The sequence below is a fragment of the Parabacteroides sp. B2-S-102 genome (assembly GCF_023656665.1).
In the GTDB taxonomy this organism is placed as follows: Bacteria; Bacteroidota; Bacteroidia; order Bacteroidales; family Tannerellaceae; genus Parabacteroides; species Parabacteroides distasonis.
The window spans coordinates 162,726-183,066 of the sequence record NZ_JAMOKM010000005.1; the positions used below are offsets into that span (position 1 = coordinate 162,726).

The window sequence follows — 20,341 nt, forward strand, 5'->3', positions numbered from 1 at the left end:
TATCTCCTTTAATATGTTTCACGTGGAACATTTCGTGTTTTATCTTCCGAGTAGTACCAAAAGGATGTTGATGTCGCTAGGGGAAATACCCGGGATGCGGCTCGCTTGAGCGATCGTGTCGGGATCTATCCGGGTCAATTTCTGGCGGGCTTCCGTAGATAAAGACTGGATCGAGTTGTAATCGAATTTACCCTTGATCCGGATATTCTCTAAACGGTTTATCTTATCCGCTATGATTTGTTCTCGCTTGATGTAGCCGCTATACTTAATCAATATCTCAGCGGCCTCGATGATCTCTTCCTTACGGGAGGCCGGGACTTTGTCCAGCTCCGCACGAAGGGCCGGAACTAGATCTGCGAGGTTTTCCAATGTAGTCTGCGGACGGAGTACGACATCGAATAATTTGCAACCATGGGATAGGGGGGCTGTACCCAGTTTCTCCAAACCGCTGTTTATATATTGAGGCTTTACGGAGTAGGTCTCCGCAAAACGAATGATAGCGTCACGGCTCTCTTTTTTCTCTCGCAGTAAATCGTAGCGGTCTTGTTTGGCCAATCCCATTTGGTAGGATTTCTCGGTGAGTCGCATATCCGCGTCGTCTTGGCGTAGTAAGATGCGGTATTCCGCACGAGAGGTGAACATACGATAAGGCTCGTCCACGCCTTTGGTTACCAAATCGTCGATAAGGACACCGATATAAGCCTCGTCTCTTCCGAGGATAAAAGGTTGTCCGCCGTGGCAATTGATGTGGGCGTTGATACCCGCTACCAAACCTTGTCCGCCGGCTTCCTCGTATCCGGTAGTTCCGTTGATCTGTCCGGCAAAGAAAAGATTACGGATTTGTTTGGTCTCCAAATTATGTCTTAGCTGAGTCGGGTCGAAGAAATCGTATTCAATCGCATATCCGGGACGATAGATTTGCACGTCACGGAAAGCGGGGATCGCTTGGAGCGCACGAAGCTGGATATCCAAGGGTAGGGAAGAGGAGAAGCCATTTAGGTAATATTCTTGCGTGGCCTCGCCTTCCGGCTCTAGGAATAGTTGATGCTGCGTCTTGTCGGCGAACGTCACGATTTTCGTTTCGATGCTGGGACAATAACGGGGACCGATACTTTTGATCTGTCCATTATAAAGAGGAGAGTCGGGGAGACCTTCCCGTAATATATCGTGGCAAGCCTCGTTCGTAAAGGTAGTCCAGCAACTCAATTGTTTTAATTTACGATGACTGGTATCCATGTAAGAGAACTTATGGAAATCGTTTTCCCCCGGTTGTTCCTCCATTTCATCGAAGTGAACGCTCCGGCCATCGATACGGACCGGTGTTCCGGTTTTCATGCGATCTGTTTGGATACCTAAAGAGACAAGTTGCTCGGTAAGTCCGGTCGCCGCAGGCTCGGCGATACGTCCGCCCCGTATCTGGGTTCTTCCGATATGAAGCAGGCCGTTTAGGAAGGTCCCGTTCGTAAGCACCACCGCTCCGGCACGGAATACGACATTCATTCCCGTACGGACGCCGCAGACTTGTCCATGCTCGATAATCAGTTCTTGAACCATATCCTGCCAGATGGATAGATTCAGCATATTCTCCAGTATGCCCCGCCAGCAATCGATAAAACGGGCACGGTCGCTTTGGGCACGCGGGCTCCACATGGCCGGTCCTTTGCTACGGTTTAACATACGGAATTGGATAGCGGTCTGGTCGGTCACGATTCCCATATATCCGCCTAGCGCATCGATCTCTCGTACGATCTGTCCTTTGGCGATTCCCCCGACTGCCGGGTTACAACTCATCTGGGCGATCTTGTTCATGTCCATCGTGATCAAAAGCGTCTTTGATCCTAGATTCGCCGCGGCGGCGGCGGCTTCACAGCCGGCATGTCCTGCGCCTACTACTATTACGTCGTAATTGAAAGTCATTTTTATTCCCTTTTATTTTACGCGAAGATAGTGAGTGTTCGTGAAAGAATTCGTTTATATTTGTATAATAAATACATACATTGTTTTCAGGTTTAATGAACTAAAGATTTAAGCTGCTATGAATTCTATTCAATGCCGTATCCTTGTTTTTCTGGTTTTACTGACCTCTTGCTTCAGTCCGGTTTGTGGGAAAGATAAGAAACCTCGTCAAGCGATCGAGAAGTTATCGATCGATGGTCCCTATCTATTGAAAGCCGATGATGGTAGTATGCGTGCGATATCTGTAGATGGGAAAGGCCGGTTATTGGATAAGCATTATAAAAGTATACCTACCTCCTTTTCCTTCGAGGTGTTTTCCGATAACGGAGAGAGATTGTTTCCGGTAACCATACACTCCGTCTCTCGTCCGAAATGGAAAGATGTGCAACCGGAGAAGACGTTTGTTCTTTCAGATCCACATGCGAACTGGTCTTGTTTCGCCTCCCTGTTAAAGGCGGGAAAAGTGATCGATGCGGACTATAATTGGATTTTTGGGACTAACCAATTGGTGATAATCGGTGACGTCTTTGACCGGGGCGTGGATGTACTCCCTATCTATTGGTTGATCTACAAGTTGGAGAAAGAAGCGGAAGATGCCGGTGGAAAAGTGACTTTCTTAATCGGAAATCATGAGACTATGGTTCTGGGAAATGATTTGCGATATACGAAGAAGAAATATACTCAATTGGCGGATACTTTAGGAATGACCTATCCGGAGCTTTGGCAGAAAAGCGAGTTAGGACATTGGTTGAAAACTCGTAACTCGATACAGGTGGTCGGAGATAACCTGTTTGTCCATGCTGGGTTGAGCAAGGAGTTTTTAGACCGGAATTACGATATCCCTACCGTGAATGAGATCGTGAGCGATGGCCTCTTCTTAACGAAAAAAGAACGTAATGCAGATAAAGGCTCCGATCTTTCTTTTATGTTCGCTACGTATGGACCGATCTGGTATCGGGGTATGGTACGTGGCGCAGATAAGTATCACCCGTTAGATCGGGATGATTTGCGGAAAATATTAGAGAAATATAATGTGAACCGCATCTTTGTAGGTCATACTATTTTCGATGATATCACGACTTTCTATCATTATAAAGTGATTGCCGTGAATGTCGATAATCAAGAAAACAAGGAGAAGGAACGAGGCCGTGGTGTCATGATCGAGAAAGACGGTTCTATGTTTGTCGTATATGATTCCGGAAAACAAGAGCCGTTATTAACCGAGTAATATTTGGTGCTTGAGCTGTCACGGCTGCTACCATCATGGTGGAGGAAGAAGTGCCTCCCCTAATGTGAAGTAATGAGATAGGGAGTGCAACTTTTATGTATCTTAAATCATCTATAAATATAGATATGTTTTAAATGTAGGAGTTATGAAAAAAGTTGTATTACTGTTTATCTTGTTTGTTTTCTCTTTGTCGCAAGCCGATGCTCAAGAGTTCCATTTTATTCCTAGGATTGGCTTGAATTTGGCAAATACTTATCCGGAAAGTTTTGCGGATATGCGTCCGGGGTTAAATATTGGTGTGGCGGAGGAAATACGTTTTAGTAAACTGTTTGCTTTAGAACCGGGTGTTTATTATTCTATGCAAGGTTATCAACAGGAAAACGCTAAAGGCGAGACAGCCCGGCTAAAGGCGGATTATTTAAATATTCCTGTTTACGCTAAATTTTATTTGTATCGGGGATTCCATCTTTTCGCGGGCCCACAAGTTGGCTTTAATGTAAGGGCGAAAGCTTCGAATTATATTTTCGTCTCGGCTCCTACTCCGGTGCACCAGAGCGAGTACGATTTTTCCGGTGATAAAAAAGAAGAGATCCGAAATTGTGATTTCTCTGTTTCGATGGGGCTTGGCTATACCTTTGACATGGGATTAGTTATCTCCGCCAATTATAATTTAGGATGTACTCATTTCTTTAAGGAGCCGGAATACTCATTCGGTGGAAGCAATCATTTTAGGGGAAAAGATCATAATGGGGTTATTCAATTCAATCTAGGATGGCGTTTCTGATCTCCAGTAAATCGTGAATTAAGAGAGATCGCTTGTTCCTCGTTCAGCCTTGCGGCATGGCTACACAGGCAATGGACTGCTTTCGGGCATTGCTCGTCCGTGGCGTAGCAATACGTGTAATCGTAAGGTATGTCTTCTGTTTTCATGTTGTCTGTATTATTTTTATTTATTTCAACAATAGTCTGCTCTCAACCGCCTCTAATATCTTCATTTGCTGGATCGCTATTTGATTAAGCTTTATTAGTCGTTCACGCTGGGTAAGTCCTTCATCAATAAATACAGCATTCAGGCTTTCCATATTCGATAAACAGATAAGTTCATTAATAGTCGCATAGTCACGAATGTTACCTTTTAATTCGGGATTGGCTTCCCGCCATTGTTTAGCGGTTGTGCCGAATAGAGCGACATTAAGAATATCGGCTTCGTTTGCGTATATAAAGCTTACCTGTTGCGGGGTTAACTCTATGGGGATGAGATTATGCTTGATAGCGTCGGTATGGATGTGATAGTTTATTTTGGAGAGTTCTCGTTTGGCAGTCCAGCCGATTTGTTTCTGTTCCTCTTCTTTTAGGCGTTGAAACTCTTTAACGATATATAATTCAAATTCAACAGAGATCCAACTTGCGAATTTGAAAGCTATATCCTTATGAGCAAAGGTGCCTCCATATCTTCCGGATTTGGAGATAATACCAATTGCCGCTGTTGTATTTATCCATTTTTGTGGAGAAAGGGTAAAAGCATTTAACCCTGCTTCCTTTTTAAACCCCTCGAATTCGAGGGGTTTAAAATTAGGATTATATAAACTTTCCCATATACCTAAATATTCAATGGTATTACGATTACGCATCCAATTGCCAATTACTGCTGTCGGATCATCGCTTTTGTACTTTGCGATGTCGGTAAGTGAGATATAGTCATTCTTATTTATAGATATGATCATGACACTTGTATTTTGGACTGTGATTTTCTCCATAATTTTCTTCAGATAAGATTTGTAGTATAAATTTGTTTCTGGTTAACATCTCTTTACCGACATTCCTCCGGCAAGATCGCTAACGCTCTGTTCTCGTTCTCCTCCATGATCTCCCGCTCGCCGGGGCCTTTGTCGTTGATACCGCAAAGGTGCAGGATGCCGTGGATGATGGTACGGTGGAGTTCCTCGTTATAATCCGTGTGGAATGTCTCGGCGTTTGTCCTGACCGTATCGAGGCTGATGAACAGGTCACCCGAGATCTTATTTCCTTCCGTATAATCAAAGGTGATGATATCCGTGTAATAATCGTGTTGGAGATATTGGCGGTTTACCTCCAAGATCTTCTCGTCCGAGCAGAAGATGTAACTGATATCGCCTGTCTTCTTCCCGTAGGTCTCGGCTACCGCCTTGATCCATCCGCTGACCGCTTTTTTCTTGATTGCCGGGAGCTGGATATCCTCGGCGTAATATGCTATTGCCATAAGGTCTATTTATCGTATTGAAATTTCGTTACAAATGTAATCAATAGATTTTAAATAGATTCATTTCAAATCTATTGATTGTATAGAATGTTAAAAGAACAGGTAAGCCATCGCTATCGCCGCTATCGCCCCGGCCAGATCCGCTAACAAGGCGCATTGCACCGTATAGCGGGTATTACGGATACCTACGCTACCGTAGTAAAGAGCAACTACATAGAATGTCGTATCGCAAGAGCCCTGAACGATGGATGACAGGCGACCGACGAAAGAGTCCGCTCCATACGTGTTCATGGCGTCCAGCATCATGCCCCTAGCCCCGCTCCCGCTTAACGGTTTCATCAACATGGTAGGTAGCGCTTCCACGAAATCCGTGTTGAGCCCTATCGAAGCAATGCCGAAACGAACGCCTTGTATGATGAAATCCATCGCTCCGGAAGCCCGGAAGACACCGATACCTACTAGGATAGCTACCAGATAAGGAATAATCGTTATAGCAGTCTGGAAACCTTCTTTCGCCCCTTCTATAAAAGCATCATATACATTGATCTTTTTACGCATGCCGCTGATGATAAATCCGCAGATAATGGTAAAAAGAAGCGTGTTGGCGAATAAAGTCGAATACAAGGAAACTTGCTCCTGTTCCATCGAGTTAAATAGCCATACCAGGCCTCCGATAAATAATCCCAGTCCCCCGAAAAACAGGACTAGGTTCCGTTGGAGGATATTGATCTTCTGCCGTACGCAAACCGCTAAAATAGCGACTAAGGTTGATGTGAATGTAGCGAGCATGATCGGCAGGAATACGTCTGATGGATTCGCCGCTCCTAACTGCGCCCGGTACATCATGATGGTGATCGGGATCAAGGTCAGTCCCGAGGCATTGATGCATAAGAACATCACCATGGAGTTGCTGGCGGATTCTTTATTCGGGTTTAATTCCTGTAACTGTTGCATGGCTTTCAATCCCATTGGCGTGGCGGCATTATCCAGTCCCAGTAAATTTGCCGATAGGTTCATGAAGATAGAACCGGTCACGGGATGGTCTCTTGGGATATCCGGAAAAAGCTTGCTGAATACGGGAGCCGCCAATCGTGCGAACGCTTGTATCACCCCCCCCTTCTCACCGATCTTCATGATGCCCAGCCAAAGCGACAAGATCCCCGTTAATCCTAACGAAATCTCGAAACCCGTCTTGGCCGAAGCGAAAGAAGCGTTGATAATCTCGGTAAAAACGGCGGTATCCCCACCAATGACCAGTTTACCTACGGCCACGACGAAAGCGATCAAGAAGAAAGCGATCAAAATATAGTTTAGTACCATAATAAATATATATTGGTCACAAATTTAGGAATTAATTGCCAATTGATTTGTATTTTTGCTTTTTGAATAACAAATAGATCCAAGATGAAGATATTAGTGACATACGACATGTTCCGCGAGGGATTTACCGAGTTGGAAAGTAAGTACGAGGTAACCTTTCCCGAAGGAAGAGATTTTACGTATGAGGAGGTTTTCGAGATGATACCGGAGTACGATGTGCTCTGCTCCATGTTCGATTTCCCGGTAAACAAAGAGTTGATCGACCATGCGTCGAAATTGCGGCTGATCGCTAACTACGCCGTTGGTTATAATAATATCGATGTGGCCTACGCCCTCGAGAAAGGCTTGACGGTGGCGAATACGCCTGATCCTGTCACGGCCCCTACCGCCAATATCGCTTTAGGCTTGATGCTGGATACCGCCCGGCGTATCACGGAATGTGATCGTAAGCTGCGTACGCTTGGTAAGGACATGAAGGTCGGTGTACTGGAGAACCTCGGTATGCCGGTTACCGGACAGACCTTGGGCATTATCGGTATGGGACGTATCGGCAAGGCCTTGGCGAAACGGGCGAATGCTTTGGGCATGGATGTGATCTACCACAATCGCCGTCAGCTTTGCATCGAGGACGAGACCAAATTGAATGTTACCTACGTCTCCAAGGAAGAGCTTCTGGCGAAAGCCGATTTCGTATCCTTGAACGCCCCTTATACCCCCGATACTTACCATATCCTCGGCGAGGAAGAGTTCAAGCAGATGAAGCCTTCCGCCATCCTGATCAACACGGCCCGTGGCCCGTTGGTGGACGAGCATGCCTTGGTAAAAGCCTTGCGAGAAGGTACGATTCATGGTGCCGGTTTGGATGTATTCGAGTTTGGAGACTATCCTCTCCCCGAGTTATTGGAAATGGACAACGTGGTATTAACCCCTCATATCGGCACCCAGACGATGGAAACCCGTATCATTATGGCACGCACGGTATGCAACAACGTGATCGGTTTCTTGGAGGGCGACCGTCCCGTATCACGGGTACTCCGGCCATGACGGCGGCGTTTATCCTATCCGAGCTACAGTCGGTCGGTACACCCGAGAAGGCGGTTCATTTGAGCCGCTTTTTCAAGACTGGTCCCGGTCAATATGGCGAGGGCGATCAGTTTCTCGGAGTGGTTGTCCCGCAAACCCGCAGCATAGCGAAGGCTAATAAGGCGACTCCTTTCGATGAGCTGCAGCTGTTGCTGGATAGTCCGTGGCATGAGGCACGTCTATGTGCCTTGCTGATTTTGGTCTATCGTTTCCAGGATCGGAAAGCGATGCCGGAAGAGCGGGAAGCCATCTTCCGATTCTATCTGAAGAATATGCGGCGTTGCAATAACTGGGATTTGGTAGATTTGACCTGTCGGGATATCGTCGGCGAATATTTGGTGGACAAAGATCGTTCCCTCCTCTACCGTTTGGCGGAAAGCGAGAATTTATGGGAACAACGGATCTCGATCGTCTCTACGTGGGCATTTATCCGTCGGAATGATTTTGGGGATACCTTGGAGTTATCCGAACGGTTGATCGGTCATAAACACGATTTGATGCATAAGGCGGTTGGGTGGATGCTGCGTGAGGTCGGCAAAAAGGAGCGGCAGACGCTTACCGATTTCTTGGAACGCAACGCTACTCGTCTTCCTCGTACGGCGCTTCGTTACGCTATCGAGCATTATCCGGAACCCGAGCGGCAATATTTTCTAAAGAAGAAATAACATGGATACAAAGACCATCTCTTTACTTCGTGAATGGGCGAAAACGTACAATACGGAATCGTTTATCAAGGATGATCCGGTTCGATTCCCCCATCGGTTTACGGAGAAACGGGATATTGAGATATCGGCTTTCCTGACGGCGTGGATCTCTTACGGTCGCAGGGCGCATATTCTCCAAAAAGCGGAAGAGCTACACCGGCTGATGGGCGAAAGTCCTTACGAGTTTATCCGTACCGGAGAGACTTCTTTCGCTCCCCTACGGAACCGCCCGGTTCGCAGGCGGGATACCTTTTACCGTTTTTATACCTATCATGATCTGCATCTCCTTTGTTGTCGCCTAAAGGATATATACGATACCTACGACTGTATGGAAGACGCTATGGCCGCCGCCGGTCCTTGCGAAGATCCTATCTTGCGGTTGCAACAACTTTTTGCTGATCTCAATGGCATTCCGGTCTTGCACGGGACTTCCGCTTGTAAGCGTCTGGCGATGTTCTTGCGTTGGATGGTGCGTACGGATGGTATCGTCGATCTCGGTATCTGGAGAACAGCCGTGCATCCCCGCCAATTAATCATCCCGTTGGATACGCATGTGCACCAGATCTCCTTGCGCTTGGGCTTGACAGGCCAAAAAACCGCTACCCTTCGTACGGCCCGTGAGATAACGGACGCATTGGCGAAAGTCTTCCCCGATGATCCTTGTCTGGGGGATTTCGCCTTATTTGGCTACGATATAAATCAAGAATAAAAAGATATGGAAGAAAAGAAGATAAATAACATCTCGTCTGTTTGCGTGTATTGCGCGTCCAGCACGAAGATTCCCCCGATTTATTTTGACGCCGCCAAGGAATTGGGGTGTCTTTTGGGAGAGCGAAAACTACGGGTAGTCAATGGTGCCGGGAATATCGGTTTGATGTGCACTGTCTCCGACGCTGCGTTAGCGGCTGGTGGAACGGTAACGGGCGTTATCCCCCATTTTATGGTGGAGCAGGATTGGTATCATAAAGGCTTGACCGAGTTGATTGAGGTCGAGACGATGCACGAGCGTAAACAGCTCATGGCAAACCTCTCGGATGCGGTGATCGCCCTTCCCGGTGGATGCGGTACATTAGAGGAACTTCTGGAGATCATCACTTGGAAACAACTCGGTCTCTACCTCAATCCGATCGTAATCCTCAATATTAATCATTACTATGATCCCTTGTTGGAACTTTTGAGGAACGCCATGAACGAGAATTTCATGCGTCCCCAGCACGCCAAGATGTGGGCGGTAGCCGACACGCCGGAAGAAGCTATCCGTCTCATCTACGCCGAGCCGAAATGGGACGCAAGCCTTCGGAAGATCGCGGCGATTTAAATCTTAAAAATGAATATGATAATGAAAAAACTAGGTTTATTAATGATGTTGTTGCTCCTGTCAAGGATCGCTTTGTTCTGCCAGGCACAGACGGCGGGTATCGAGGAGAAGGAAGTGCTTAGGAATGAAGATGTGATTTTCCATCAGATTGATGAGCATACATGGTTTGGAACAGGTCATTTAATGGCGAACGAGAGCCTGTATCTGGTCGAGGGAGAAACGAAAGCGATCTTGATTGATGCAGGAACAAAGATCAAGGATTTGGATAAGCTAGTGGCTTCCATCACGGACAAGCCGGTTACGCTGGTCGCCACGCATGTGCATCCGGACCATACAGGCTCGGCTATCGATTATTTCCCGGAGATTTATATCAATCCGGCTGATACGATAGGTATACCGGAATTTATGCCGAATTATAAAGGCAAGGTCTGTTTCCTCACAGATGGCGAAATTCTAGATTTGGGTGGGCGTACCCTCGAAGTTGTCTTTACTCCCGGGCATACTCCCGGATCGACCACTTTTGTGGATAAGGATGCCGCTTATGGTTTTAGCGGCGATTCGTTCGGCTCCGGTAATCTATTGCTGGGAGTTGACTTCTCTACGCTAATATCTACTTGTAAGAAGATGAGTGCGGTGATCGAGAAATATGATATCAAATACCTCTACCCCGGACATTATTTCGGAATGAACAAGGAAACCCCTCAACGTGTAAAAGACATGATCACGATGAGCGAGGATATCCTGTCCGGCAAAGCACAAGGCGAGCCTAACCCACAAGGTATGTTGGGGCTAGACCGAGTATACACGAAGTATGGGGTTCGTATAAATTATAAGAAGGAGAGTATGAAATAAATATGAGAACAAGTAGATTTAGCATATATTAATCTTAATATATACAGAGGTTCAAGCTCCTATGATAGAAATACCCCCAAAGTTGTCTATTTAACTCTAGGGGTATTTTATTTTGGAATATTAATTATTCAAAATCCGAACAGTCATATTCATTTTGATTATGATAATCTATGAAACATGTATATTTCATATTTATAGGAGGTCGTACTTGATAAAATTTACCTGCTCTTAGGTAAAAATGGTCATTAGTCCAATTTCCTCGATCTAAATATGTAGTGCCTATTGTTTCTGTCATGCGATGACCATATGCAATTGGATACTCTATGCCTTTTGTTTGATTATGAAAAGTGAGGTTTTGATCTAGTTTTACCTCTCTTGCTTTACTAACACTATAATTAGGTCCAACATATTGTTGTAATATAAGGCGATTTATATTAAATCCAATATAGTTTTGGGCTATCGTTTTGATTGAACAGGCTTTATCTGCATAAAACCTTAAATAAACATTAGCATCAGTATACCATGATTTAACATTTCCACCTGATACATCTTTGGTTATATCATATTCAAGTCTTGCATAAACAGGATCACTGTCTATATCTATTTTGAAATTAATGCGATATGGAGAATCGTCACTATAGTTTGCAAAAGAACAAAAAATTGGTTTACCTGGTGAGGATGCTGAAAACTCTCCTCCCTCTGTAATATAATTTGTGAATTCTTTAATACCTCCTATAGTTTTAACTCCTGTGACCCCTGATCCTCCTGCTATGAAAACTTTCATTTCTGCGCTATTGAAAAAGGCTTCTTGCTCCTTTGTGAGTGTATTATTCTTGTTAATAAATAGCGAATTAAAAGTTTCTTTCACTAATTTGTTAGCTTTTTCATAATCGTAATTTGTTTCTAGTGTGAGAATACCTATTCTTCCATAGGCAATAGAGCTAACGTATACAGGTGAGTATCCTCCTGGTATAGTTCCTGAAATTAGACCATTACTAGGAATATCCATGTCTAATGTGAAATATTTCTGAATAAATTTTATGCAAAGTCCAGAGCTGCGTATGATTCTATATTTATTTTGATATTGCGCAGAAGAAGTTCCCCAAAACAATAATCCTGTATTTTCATTAGAGCCAAAAGTCATTTTTAATTCATCATATGATACAAATTTTTGAACATCAAAACTTAATGTTGCACTTTGTTTTCCTATATTATTTTGTTGCATTAGATCCATGACAAATTGTCTGATATTCAATAAAGAAGGCTCTTTTATAGTTCCTCCTACTTTTTTAGCAGGAAAAGAGACAGAGACATGGACCGGATTGTTTTTTACAGGTATTGGAGTAAATCGTGTCTCTGCAATGCTAGATGCTTCCAATATTGATCCCGGGTATATGTATCTATTCATATTGTCTGGTATTACCATTTCATCCGATCGGGCTGTAATTGTTCTTCCAAATCCATTTGCCCATGCAATATCGGAGATAATATTTACACTTTTTGTAATCGCTTTTTCTTCTAAAATATTTTTAGCAAGAAAAGGTATATGATTATGAGCTGTTATTGTGACAGTGGGTTCAGGATATTTCTCTAAGATTCCTTTAGTCTTATTATGAATAAGGCTATCATCATTTGAACATGATAATCCTCCAAATATGATGATTGTAAATAAAAATATTGATGTAATTCTCATAGTATAATTATTTATAAGGTATGTTTACTCTGAATTTTGCGTAGAATGGAGAATCATCACTTAAGTAGCTTGCTGAATAAAATATAGGATCTCCAGGAACATCCTTACTAAATTCTCCTCCAGCTATAATAAATTCCTTAAATCCGTTAATTCCATCCACTGTTTTCACAGAATAGCTACCATCACCACTTATGATTGCAATTTTTAAGTCTGCTTCACTAATTATTTTCGTTTGTTCACTTGTTAGCTCTAATTTCCCATTTATTATTTTTGCATCAAAGGCTGCTTTTACTGCTACTCTTAATGAATCATATGCATAACTAGAATCGAACATCATTACTCCCATTCTTCCATAGGTTATTGAACTTATATAAACAGGATCGTATGGACCAACATTTGATAATTCATTATTGTTTTTTAAAAGGCATCCATCTGCTGGTAAATCTAAATCAACTGTGAAATTTTTTTGTATAAATTTAGCTACTAATCCACATTTCTTCCTGATCTTTCCTTGCGCAACACTTGTAGATATGTTAAAAACACTTGCAACGTCTATATTGCAATTAAATGCTAATTTTAATTCATTATAATAGGTGAACTGATTCATGTCATAGATAAATGAAACAATCTGTTTGCCTGTCATCCCTTCTTGATTCATTATTTTACTTAAAGATGTTCTTTGCGACTGCAAGCTGGGCTTCTCTATTATATCTCCTACAATCTTAGCAGGAAAAGAGTAGGATATATAAAGAGGGTCTAATTCGTTTGTTAAGCGTTGAAAACGCTGTTCTTCTAGCGAGCCACCTTTCAGTAATGATCCCAAATAGATGTATCTCATTGTATTGGCTGTTGTACCGTGTTCATTTGTTTCATATATGAGTGAATGACCTTTTTTATCCGGCCAAACACTATCCTTAATGAGAAAGGTAGATCGTGTGGTTGCATTTAAAAGAGCTAAGTGTTCTTTACTGCCAGTTTCAATGTCTATGACTTTCTGAGGATATTTGGATAGTGTTAAGACTTGATCCTTTTTACTATTGTCTGGATTTTTGTATATATCTTCATTGTCAACGCATGAAGAAACTACAAGTGAAGCAGTTAGTAAGATAAAGATTTCTTTTTTCATGATAATATATATTTATAAGGTGAATAATTGCTGTGTTAATTTTGTTGCATTTTAATATAGGATCTTTATATATCAAATGTTCCAATTGAAATATTTATGATCGGAAGGATAAGATACTGCTCTCCTTTAGTTTGTGGTTGCTCAAATATTTGCTCATAGATTGGAGATGGTTTTAGGTCAAAATTTAAATTTGCATTTTTAGTGTAAAAAGCACAAAACCATTCAGGAATTCCATTCATGTTGTATGCTCCATATCTCTCGATAATTATTTTGTAAAAACCGATTTCTTTCCCTTCTTTTACTATATTAGTAATACCTCCATAATTAGTTCCAATCTTATATTTTAATCCTTTTAAAGGATGGTGCTCTTTTTCTGATAATTTGTTGTTAATATATTTTTCTTTTATACATTGCAGAGGTATTTCGAATCTGCCTCCGGCTGAATGTAGTATGAAGGGATTTTCTTTAGTTATAATCAAATATTTAAAATCTACTTTGTTTTTTGAGATTAACTCAATTAATTTGTATTTAGTCTGATTATTGTCAAAATTAGTATTAACGAGGGTCTTTTTTTCAACTAGTAATTCATACTCATACCCTTTTTCATAATGGAAACCCTCGATCGCAGAAATATTTATTTCTTGAAAATCGACTTGATTTTCTTCTTTTGCTAGTATATATTCATGATTTTCAATATCTTCATTTTGGATTCTATTTGTTTCTGATAAAAGAAATATTTTGACAGTTTCTGTTTTGATTAGAGGGGTGTCTTCTTTATTACAGCTGCTTGTATAAAGTGCTAATAATAATATATTTAATAAATGTCTAGTTTTCATATATTGAATTTTATGTATATTTGTGTAAATATTTACTTTGTTAAAGTAGATATTTATTGATTTTATAGTGATGAATATATATTAACTACTTGAGATGCCGTATGAATAAATGATAATTTTTATCATGATTGTTTTCTTTGTAAAAGTGAAGGTTTCTAAATTATTGATTTTTGCTGTAAATAACAAAGCTGCTAATCTTTATATAATTTATAAATGTGATTATATTTGTGCTAGTTTGTATTTCTTCCTAATGTTTTCAAGGATACTAAATGTCTTATCCAACTCCTCCTTCGTATGCATAGCTGTTAAGCTGAAGCGAAGACGGGATAATTTTTCCGGTACAGCTGGATAACTGATTGGGTTTACATATATTCCTTGCTCAAATAATATGCGAGCTGCTTCTTTCACATAGTGTTCATTACGTACCATTACGGGGAATATCGCTGATTCGGTATTACCATAATCAAGACCTAAGGTTTCAAGTCCGGTTTTAAAATATTCGATATTGTCGGCTAGTGTGTTTCTCCATTGGGGTTCTTGGTCAATCAGTTGGATGGCTTTTATTGCGGATGCGGCGGTTTGGGGTGTAGCGGCAGCGGAAAATATATTTTGCCTTGAATAATATCTGAGTAAAGTTATGATCTCTTTTCTGGCTATGGCATAACCTCCCACGCATCCGAAAGCTTTGCTGAATGTTCCGGTAATTATATCTACTTTGTCGAGAAGATCATAATCCTCAATAATTCCTCGGCCTGTTTTGCCTAATACACCAATACCATGAGCGTCATCAACAATGAGGAATGCGTCATGCTCTTTACATACGGTATAAATTTGATCAAGAAAGGCGATATCCCCATCTTGGGAGTAAACGCCATCAATAATTACAAAGCGATTTTTGAAGCTCTTTGCGTTGTTTAGGACATGCACCAAGGAATCGATGTCGTTGTGAAGGAACCTCTTTGTATTGGTACATAAACAACCGTCAAATACACTCGCATGAGTAAACATATCCATGATTGCGATATCTTCTTTACCCATCATGGCTAGTAATGTGCTACAATTTGCGGCGTATCCGGATGTATAGGTTATTGCATACTCATTTTTCAAGAAATGAGCGATCTCTTGCTCTAACTGCTCATGCAAGAAGTTGTGCCCGCCAATCAAAGGGCTGGCCCCCGCTCCGGCTCCATATTGTTCAAGCGCATCAATCCCTGCTTTTATAACCTCTGGATGGTGTGATAAGCCCAGATAATCATTGGAAACGAAACTGATCATTTCTTTTTCTTTATTTGAATATGGATCGATCACTCTCATGTGGGCACTAGAACCGGTCAAAGAGATGACACGATAAGGTAAATGCTGGATTCTATGTCTATACGATATATAATCATCAACCTGTTTTGCTCTGGTTAATAAGTCTTGACCTCTATTTTCGAAGTCTTTTAATGTCATGTTGTCAAATTCGTTTTGCATATAAACTCCTCTCTTTTAATTTGACAAAATTATTGACAGTTATTATATTATGAAATGAAACTATTTTAATTATTTACTTAGGTTTCTTGCTTTATAAAGAAGATTTAACACAACAGATTCTTCATTATAATTCTCTAACGCAAAAGTGGAACGAAAAATAAGTTGTCTTATTAATGAACTTTTCTCCTTATTTGACTTAATCTTTGAGGGGTGACTCCTATGTAAGATGCCAAATACTTTAATGGTATATTATTAATCAGTTCTTTTTCTTTGGTTATAAGATCCTCATAAATAGCTTCGGCGGAGGAACCAAGTAGCAAGGTCTCTCTCGTTATTTTCCGGCATAAAGCATCTTCGAGAACAATTCTTGCGATCTTATTTATGTTTAGGGAGGTTTGATATAAATCTGCTAAGTCTTGCTTCGATAATTTCCAGATTACACAGTCTGTTAATGCTTGTATATGTATGAGTGATGGCTGATTTTCCTTAAGGGAAAAGTACGAGTTGGCGAATTCACCCGGGAAAGAAAACCAAAAGGTGACTTCTTTGTCCGGATCACCATATTCTTGTGCAGTCCAATAGCGTAGGATACCACTTTCTATGAAATAAAGATATTTTTCGTAATCACCGATTCTTATGGTAAACTCGTTTTTCTTGATTTCTTCACGTTCGAAGTGTTCACAAAAAAATTGTTGTTCTTTGTGTGTTAATCGTAGTCCTTTATTTAAGGAGTCTATAACGTTAACGGATTGCTCTATTAATAATGCGATGTTGGTTTTCATGTGTTTAGTATGTTTAGCTGGTTATGTTAATATATTCTAAGAACAAAGATAATGCTAAAAGCTGGATAATCAAGATTTATTCAAGGTAACTGCACCAAAATATCTATGAAATAGAGATTAGGAAGAAATACTGTTCAGATCTGATGATAAGGTAGGCTTATTGTATATTTCCATATACGCTCTTGTTTTCTGTCGTGTGATTCAGTAAAAACATGTACGTGTTTTCCGAAAAACATGTACGACTTTTTCCAAAAACACGTACGTGTTTTGCGGAAAGTATAATCGTCTTTTTAAGATGTTTATGTTCAATGATTTATATAAGAACATTATTTACGTGCTTATTGTCTAGGATTTGCCTTGGGATACGTATGCTCTAAATAGACTCCGGATACTGAAAATCGGGTGGGAAAAGTAAACAGGGATCGTTGGCAAACTTACCAGCGATCCCACTAAATCCCTATTATAATTTCGCTTGATTCACTTGCGGCGTGCGGATACCCGGTTTCAATTCTCCGTTGATGATGGTTAATCGGCCATCTTGGATAACCGCTCCCGCTCCGGCACGGGCCAACTGCTCATATTCGCCCAGATCGCTCCATGCTTTCGTGGATAGGTCGTATTGAAGTAAGGTGGTATTGAATCGGTACCATTCTACCGGATGGTGCATATAGGCCTTGGCTTCCGCTTGCAGGCGGGTAATGGCCGCTGAATCTTGCGCCGCCTCCGCTTTCGCTAAATGGATCGGTCGGGCGATGGCGGCTAGGAAACAATCGTAGTTCACACCTCCCATAAATAAGATTTTATCCGTTTGGAAAGTCACGGCACAGCCTCCTGTTAGGGTACGGTTCGCTCCGTCCTTAAACGGGGGAAGAACGGTCTCTTGTTGCCAGGTAAAAGTTGCCGGGTCGAATACCAATACATCCGTCGGGACGATCGGTTCCTCTTCGTTTAGGATGGGCTGGAAGCCTCCGGCTAGATAGATACGTGTGCCGTTGGGACTTTCTCCGGTCGCTAATACCGGCTGTACACGGGCTGCTCCCGGGAAGTCCGGTAGTTGTTCCCATCCCTTTTCGATATTCGCTAGGTTGAGGCGTAAGAAGGTATGGCAGGGCTGTCCGTTCTCATTTCCCCCTGCTACGTAAATCTCCTGTCCGGTAAAAGCAGCCGAGAGATTATCCATTGGAGATGGTAAGGAGGGTAAGGCGCAAACCGTTACCTCTCCTTTCGTGGGGTTATAGGAGATGCGGGAGACCTCCACCAAGGAAGAATCACTGTTGTTTCCTCCGATGCAAACGATACCTTCTGGGGTGGAAACCGTAGCGCCGTAGGCGACGGGACGAGGCAGTCGGTCGATCTCTTTCCAGCCTTCGGGAAGAAGGACGAATATCTCGCTATAATATCGCTTGGCTCCTCCCTCGGTGACGGGTTTGTCCGGAAAGTTGCAACCTCCGGCAACGATCAATACGCCGTTATGGATGCCGGCGAACGGGGCGGAAACGCCAAGGGAAGCCGTATCGGCTGCTCCCGGTAGATCCGGTAATTTTGTCCAGTTTATCATGGTGTTCTGTTTTTTAGATACAGGCTGGCCGCATCCCGCTACGCAGAGTAGCAGGAGGAACAACCAGCCGGTGATTTGTTGTTTATTATGCATAGCTTATTCTTTTATTGCCCGGAACGTAGAGGCCGGCATGCCCGCCTCGTTTATAAGATTCGCTCTCGTGAAGGGTTGCCAGCCGTAGCGTACCAGCTTCGGGTGAGTCACTTGATCGTTCCACACCTTTACTTTCCCGTTCTCTACCACGGCTTGCGCCGGATAGTAAAGTCCTTCCTGCTCGGCGATCTCGAATGTACGGATGGGGTCCCCATCGGAAGTTGTCAAGCCCTTTGCGTAATCGAAAGTGATATAGGCGGCGTTATCGGTAAACGTTGCGCTGCGGAACAAAGGGCCGGATGGGATTACGTTATGTCCGTAGGTCTTGTTCAAGGCCCAATGTGCCAGTCGTTCGCCAATCTCTTTTTTTCGGGTAGGGTGAACGTTTAAAGAATCCCCGCGATCGCTACTAACGGCCATACCCGTATTCGATACGGTTTGCGCCAGGCGGCGTTGGCTGTCCCTGAACCAAGTCCAACTCGGGCGGTCTATGCTGGATAGTTGGACATAGTAGAAAGGCAGGGCTGCGTTCCAATTCTGGCGCCAGCTGTTCACCAATAACGGGAATAATCGTTCGTGTACTTTCATATTATGGGCGTTCGATTCTCCTTGGTACCAAATAATCCCTTTGATGGGATATCGATGAAGGGGTTGGATACCCGCCTCGAACAGATAACAAGGCTCATACGGATGGCGTTGGAGCGGGTTGGACGCTTGCTTGATGTTTAAGGCCGCCCGTTCACGTACCCAATCTTGGATAAAGTCGTTCTTCGTCCAATCCTGTAAGATATCCGGAAACTCGAATTCCAGTGTTTTCCGGTCGATCCATGCCTCCGTAGGCGAGCCGCCAACAGCGTTCAATATCAATCCTACGGGTACTTGTAAGCTATCGGCCAGCATACGCCCGAAGGCAAATCCTATGGCCGAGAAGCGTGCGGTATTCCGCGTGTCGCATACTTCCCATTGGGCGTCGTGGTAATATTGCAGGCGGTTCAATGAATCCAGTACGGAAGCGTCCCATTCCACGGCGTAGGTCTCCCAGCGGGGCTTTAGGTCGAATAAACGGATTTGCGAGTGTTGTTTCGCGTAATCCAATTGTTGCTGTTGTTCTTCCTTTACGCTCTCGTTTACCCGGAACGCCATGTTGGATTGTCCGGAGCATAGCCAGACTTCCCCGGCTACTACATCCCGATAGTTCAGCGTGCGGCTGGGGGTAGAAACCGTTAAGGTATAGGATTTCCCGCTTACCCGTAAGGGATCGAGCGTGACAGTCCATTTCCCGTTCGTACCGGCTACGGTCTCCTTCCTTTGTCCGGCGAGGGTAACGGTTACTTTCTCCCCTTGGTTGGCGATGCCAGATATAGGAAGCGGTTGATCCCGTTGCAAGACCATCCGGTCCGAATAGATGGCAGGAAGCTGTAATCCTCCGTAATCGCCGGTTAGCGCCCCATAAACGGTGCGGGCCAAGATACCGGCACCTTCAGCGTTTGGATGCAATGCGTCGGGCAATAGATCCGGACGGTCATATAATCCTTCCTGCAAATCGACCAAGGTCGCGCCGGCTATCCGGGCGATTTCTTCGATAAGCGCTTGCTCCATCCAGTACCAGTCTCTTGTACCGGATTTAAAACGAGGATGGCGGTGAGATATCGGAGTCATACGACAAACCCATACCTTGCATCTCGGATTGGCTTTCCGGAAGGATTCGATCAAGGAAAGATAGTCCCGGACGAAATCATCCCGGTAATTCGGCCATGCCCGAGGGTCCGTATCGTTCAATCCCAGATGGATGATCACGTAATCCCCGGCAAACCTCAGTGCCTTTTGATACGCCTCTTGTTGGGTATAAGGACGATATCCCTTGTTTAATAAAGTAGCCCCGCTATGCCCGAAGTTCTCCACTTCGTAGGCATCTCCAAGCATCTGTTGCAATTGGGCCGGGTAGCAGTTTGTTTCCCTGTTCTTGATTCCGTAGCCGTAGGTCACGCTATTACCTACGCAAGCCACCTTGATCTTTTGCGCTTGGCTCATAAATGCGAAAGCGAGGAAGATGGATAAGATTCCTATTATTTTTCTCATT

The 20,341-nt window shown here is 43.2% G+C and carries 19 protein-coding genes; 7 read left to right on the plus strand and 12 right to left on the minus strand.

Annotated features, from left to right (window positions below; genetic code table 11):
- Positions 1–39 precede the first annotated feature (39 nt).
- A complete protein-coding gene (gene mnmG / locus NBH07_RS09020; RefSeq protein WP_009016523.1) occupies positions 40–1,917 on the minus strand; it encodes a tRNA uridine-5-carboxymethylaminomethyl(34) synthesis enzyme MnmG in 1,878 nt (625 codons plus the stop codon).
- Between the two features lie 118 nt (positions 1,918–2,035).
- Between mnmG and NBH07_RS09025 the strand changes: the two genes are divergently transcribed.
- Both NBH07_RS09025 and NBH07_RS09030 read left to right on the plus strand, forming a co-directional pair.
- Positions 2,036–3,184 carry a metallophosphoesterase gene (locus tag NBH07_RS09025; protein ID WP_156682763.1) on the plus strand — a complete coding sequence of 383 codons (1,149 nt, stop codon included), beginning with the start codon at positions 2,036–2,038 and terminating at the stop codon, positions 3,182–3,184.
- A 145-nt stretch (positions 3,185–3,329) separates the two neighbouring features.
- The gene (locus tag NBH07_RS09030) at positions 3,330–3,968 is read left to right on the plus strand and encodes a porin family protein (RefSeq protein WP_008778909.1); all 639 of its coding nucleotides are present in this window, start codon (positions 3,330–3,332) and stop codon (positions 3,966–3,968) included.
- Here NBH07_RS09030 and NBH07_RS09035 read toward each other — a convergent pair.
- The 4 genes from NBH07_RS09035 to NBH07_RS09050 all read right to left on the minus strand — a co-directional run bounded on the left by NBH07_RS09035 (position 3,941) and on the right by NBH07_RS09050 (position 6,743).
- On the minus strand, positions 3,941–4,114 hold the full coding sequence (locus NBH07_RS09035; protein ID WP_009275490.1) for a hypothetical protein: 174 nt from the start codon (positions 4,112–4,114) through the stop codon (positions 3,941–3,943). The two genes, NBH07_RS09030 and NBH07_RS09035, sit on opposite strands and share 28 nt — an antisense overlap.
- 20 nt (positions 4,115–4,134) lie before the next feature.
- The gene (locus NBH07_RS09040) at positions 4,135–4,941 is read right to left on the minus strand and encodes a KilA-N domain-containing protein (RefSeq protein WP_005860454.1); all 807 of its coding nucleotides are present in this window, start codon (positions 4,939–4,941) and stop codon (positions 4,135–4,137) included.
- 53 nt (positions 4,942–4,994) lie between these two features.
- Positions 4,995–5,423 (minus strand): rRNA maturation RNase YbeY, encoded by a 429-nt coding sequence (gene ybeY, locus NBH07_RS09045; RefSeq protein ID WP_005860456.1) that lies wholly within the window; start codon positions 5,421–5,423, stop codon positions 4,995–4,997.
- A gap of 90 nt (positions 5,424–5,513) precedes the next feature.
- A complete protein-coding gene (locus NBH07_RS09050) occupies positions 5,514–6,743 on the minus strand; it encodes a spore maturation protein (protein ID WP_250833501.1) in 1,230 nt (409 codons plus the stop codon).
- An 84-nt stretch (positions 6,744–6,827) separates the two neighbouring features.
- Between NBH07_RS09050 and NBH07_RS09055 the strand changes: the two genes are divergently transcribed.
- Genes NBH07_RS09055 through NBH07_RS09075 form a run of 5 tightly spaced genes read left to right on the plus strand, consistent with a single transcriptional unit; the run spans position 6,828 to position 10,700 of the window.
- The gene (locus NBH07_RS09055) at positions 6,828–7,787 is read left to right on the plus strand and encodes a 2-hydroxyacid dehydrogenase family protein (RefSeq protein WP_005860460.1); all 960 of its coding nucleotides are present in this window, start codon (positions 6,828–6,830) and stop codon (positions 7,785–7,787) included.
- On the plus strand, positions 7,784–8,491 hold the full coding sequence (locus NBH07_RS09060; RefSeq protein WP_005860462.1) for a DNA alkylation repair protein: 708 nt from the start codon (positions 7,784–7,786) through the stop codon (positions 8,489–8,491). The genes NBH07_RS09055 and NBH07_RS09060 overlap by 4 nt, the downstream gene beginning before the upstream one ends.
- 1 nt (position 8,492) lies before the next feature.
- Complete coding sequence (locus NBH07_RS09065) at positions 8,493–9,239, plus strand: TIGR02757 family protein (RefSeq protein ID WP_005860465.1); 747 nt, start codon at positions 8,493–8,495, stop codon at positions 9,237–9,239.
- 6 nt (positions 9,240–9,245) lie between these two features.
- Complete coding sequence (locus NBH07_RS09070) at positions 9,246–9,848, plus strand: LOG family protein (RefSeq protein WP_005860467.1); 603 nt, start codon at positions 9,246–9,248, stop codon at positions 9,846–9,848.
- Between the two features lie 21 nt (positions 9,849–9,869).
- Entirely contained in the window at positions 9,870–10,700 is an 831-nt protein-coding gene (locus NBH07_RS09075) for an MBL fold metallo-hydrolase (RefSeq protein ID WP_005860469.1), read from the plus strand.
- A 124-nt stretch (positions 10,701–10,824) separates the two neighbouring features.
- Here the strand turns inward: NBH07_RS09075 and NBH07_RS09080 are convergent, their stop codons facing one another.
- The 7 genes from NBH07_RS09080 to NBH07_RS09110 form a co-directional block, all read right to left on the minus strand.
- Positions 10,825–12,393, minus strand: coding sequence for a thiol-activated cytolysin family protein (locus NBH07_RS09080; RefSeq protein WP_008778906.1), 1,569 nt, complete (start codon positions 12,391–12,393; stop codon positions 10,825–10,827).
- A 7-nt stretch (positions 12,394–12,400) separates the two neighbouring features.
- Positions 12,401–13,519: a thiol-activated cytolysin family protein gene (locus NBH07_RS09085; protein WP_005860474.1), complete on the minus strand. Its 1,119-nt coding sequence runs from the start codon at positions 13,517–13,519 to the stop codon at positions 12,401–12,403.
- A gap of 65 nt (positions 13,520–13,584) precedes the next feature.
- Positions 13,585–14,355 (minus strand): DUF4377 domain-containing protein, encoded by a 771-nt coding sequence (locus NBH07_RS09090; RefSeq protein ID WP_005860476.1) that lies wholly within the window; start codon positions 14,353–14,355, stop codon positions 13,585–13,587.
- 219 nt (positions 14,356–14,574) lie between these two features.
- Positions 14,575–15,828, minus strand: coding sequence for an aminotransferase class I/II-fold pyridoxal phosphate-dependent enzyme (locus tag NBH07_RS09095; protein WP_005860478.1), 1,254 nt, complete (start codon positions 15,826–15,828; stop codon positions 14,575–14,577).
- Between the two features lie 170 nt (positions 15,829–15,998).
- Complete coding sequence (locus NBH07_RS09100) at positions 15,999–16,610, minus strand: Crp/Fnr family transcriptional regulator (RefSeq protein WP_008778905.1); 612 nt, start codon at positions 16,608–16,610, stop codon at positions 15,999–16,001.
- A 460-nt stretch (positions 16,611–17,070) separates the two neighbouring features.
- On the minus strand, positions 17,071–18,261 hold the full coding sequence (locus tag NBH07_RS09105) for a cyclically-permuted mutarotase family protein (protein WP_005860482.1): 1,191 nt from the start codon (positions 18,259–18,261) through the stop codon (positions 17,071–17,073).
- A gap of 3 nt (positions 18,262–18,264) precedes the next feature.
- Positions 18,265–20,340 (minus strand): GDSL-type esterase/lipase family protein, encoded by a 2,076-nt coding sequence (locus NBH07_RS09110; protein ID WP_005860484.1) that lies wholly within the window; start codon positions 20,338–20,340, stop codon positions 18,265–18,267.
- Position 20,341 lies beyond the last annotated feature (1 nt).

Excerpts from the sequence above, each read along its gene's own strand:
- NBH07_RS09080 (WP_008778906.1), bottom strand. The coding sequence starts at position 12,393 with ATGAGAATTACATCAATATTTTTATTTACAATCATCATATTTGGAGGA.
- NBH07_RS09030 (WP_008778909.1), top strand. The coding sequence starts at position 3,330 with ATGAAAAAAGTTGTATTACTGTTTATCTTGTTTGTTTTCTCTTTGTCG.
- ybeY (WP_005860456.1), bottom strand. The coding sequence starts at position 5,423 with ATGGCAATAGCATATTACGCCGAGGATATCCAGCTCCCGGCAATCAAG.
- NBH07_RS09050 (WP_250833501.1), bottom strand. The coding sequence starts at position 6,743 with ATGGTACTAAACTATATTTTGATCGCTTTCTTCTTGATCGCTTTCGTC.
- mnmG (WP_009016523.1), bottom strand. The coding sequence starts at position 1,917 with ATGACTTTCAATTACGACGTAATAGTAGTAGGCGCAGGACATGCCGGC.
- NBH07_RS09040 (WP_005860454.1), bottom strand. The coding sequence starts at position 4,941 with ATGGAGAAAATCACAGTCCAAAATACAAGTGTCATGATCATATCTATA.
- NBH07_RS09110 (WP_005860484.1), bottom strand. The coding sequence starts at position 20,340 with ATGAGAAAAATAATAGGAATCTTATCCATCTTCCTCGCTTTCGCATTT.
- NBH07_RS09070 (WP_005860467.1), top strand. The coding sequence starts at position 9,246 with ATGGAAGAAAAGAAGATAAATAACATCTCGTCTGTTTGCGTGTATTGC.
- NBH07_RS09085 (WP_005860474.1), bottom strand. The coding sequence starts at position 13,519 with ATGAAAAAAGAAATCTTTATCTTACTAACTGCTTCACTTGTAGTTTCT.
- NBH07_RS09065 (WP_005860465.1), top strand. The coding sequence starts at position 8,493 with ATGGATACAAAGACCATCTCTTTACTTCGTGAATGGGCGAAAACGTAC.
- NBH07_RS09105 (WP_005860482.1), bottom strand. The coding sequence starts at position 18,261 with ATGCATAATAAACAACAAATCACCGGCTGGTTGTTCCTCCTGCTACTC.
- NBH07_RS09055 (WP_005860460.1), top strand. The coding sequence starts at position 6,828 with ATGAAGATATTAGTGACATACGACATGTTCCGCGAGGGATTTACCGAG.
- NBH07_RS09025 (WP_156682763.1), top strand. The coding sequence starts at position 2,036 with ATGAATTCTATTCAATGCCGTATCCTTGTTTTTCTGGTTTTACTGACC.
- NBH07_RS09090 (WP_005860476.1), bottom strand. The coding sequence starts at position 14,355 with ATGAAAACTAGACATTTATTAAATATATTATTATTAGCACTTTATACA.
- NBH07_RS09095 (WP_005860478.1), bottom strand. The coding sequence starts at position 15,828 with ATGCAAAACGAATTTGACAACATGACATTAAAAGACTTCGAAAATAGA.
- NBH07_RS09035 (WP_009275490.1), bottom strand. The coding sequence starts at position 4,114 with ATGAAAACAGAAGACATACCTTACGATTACACGTATTGCTACGCCACG.
- NBH07_RS09100 (WP_008778905.1), bottom strand. The coding sequence starts at position 16,610 with ATGAAAACCAACATCGCATTATTAATAGAGCAATCCGTTAACGTTATA.
- NBH07_RS09075 (WP_005860469.1), top strand. The coding sequence starts at position 9,870 with ATGAAAAAACTAGGTTTATTAATGATGTTGTTGCTCCTGTCAAGGATC.
- NBH07_RS09060 (WP_005860462.1), top strand. The coding sequence starts at position 7,784 with ATGACGGCGGCGTTTATCCTATCCGAGCTACAGTCGGTCGGTACACCC.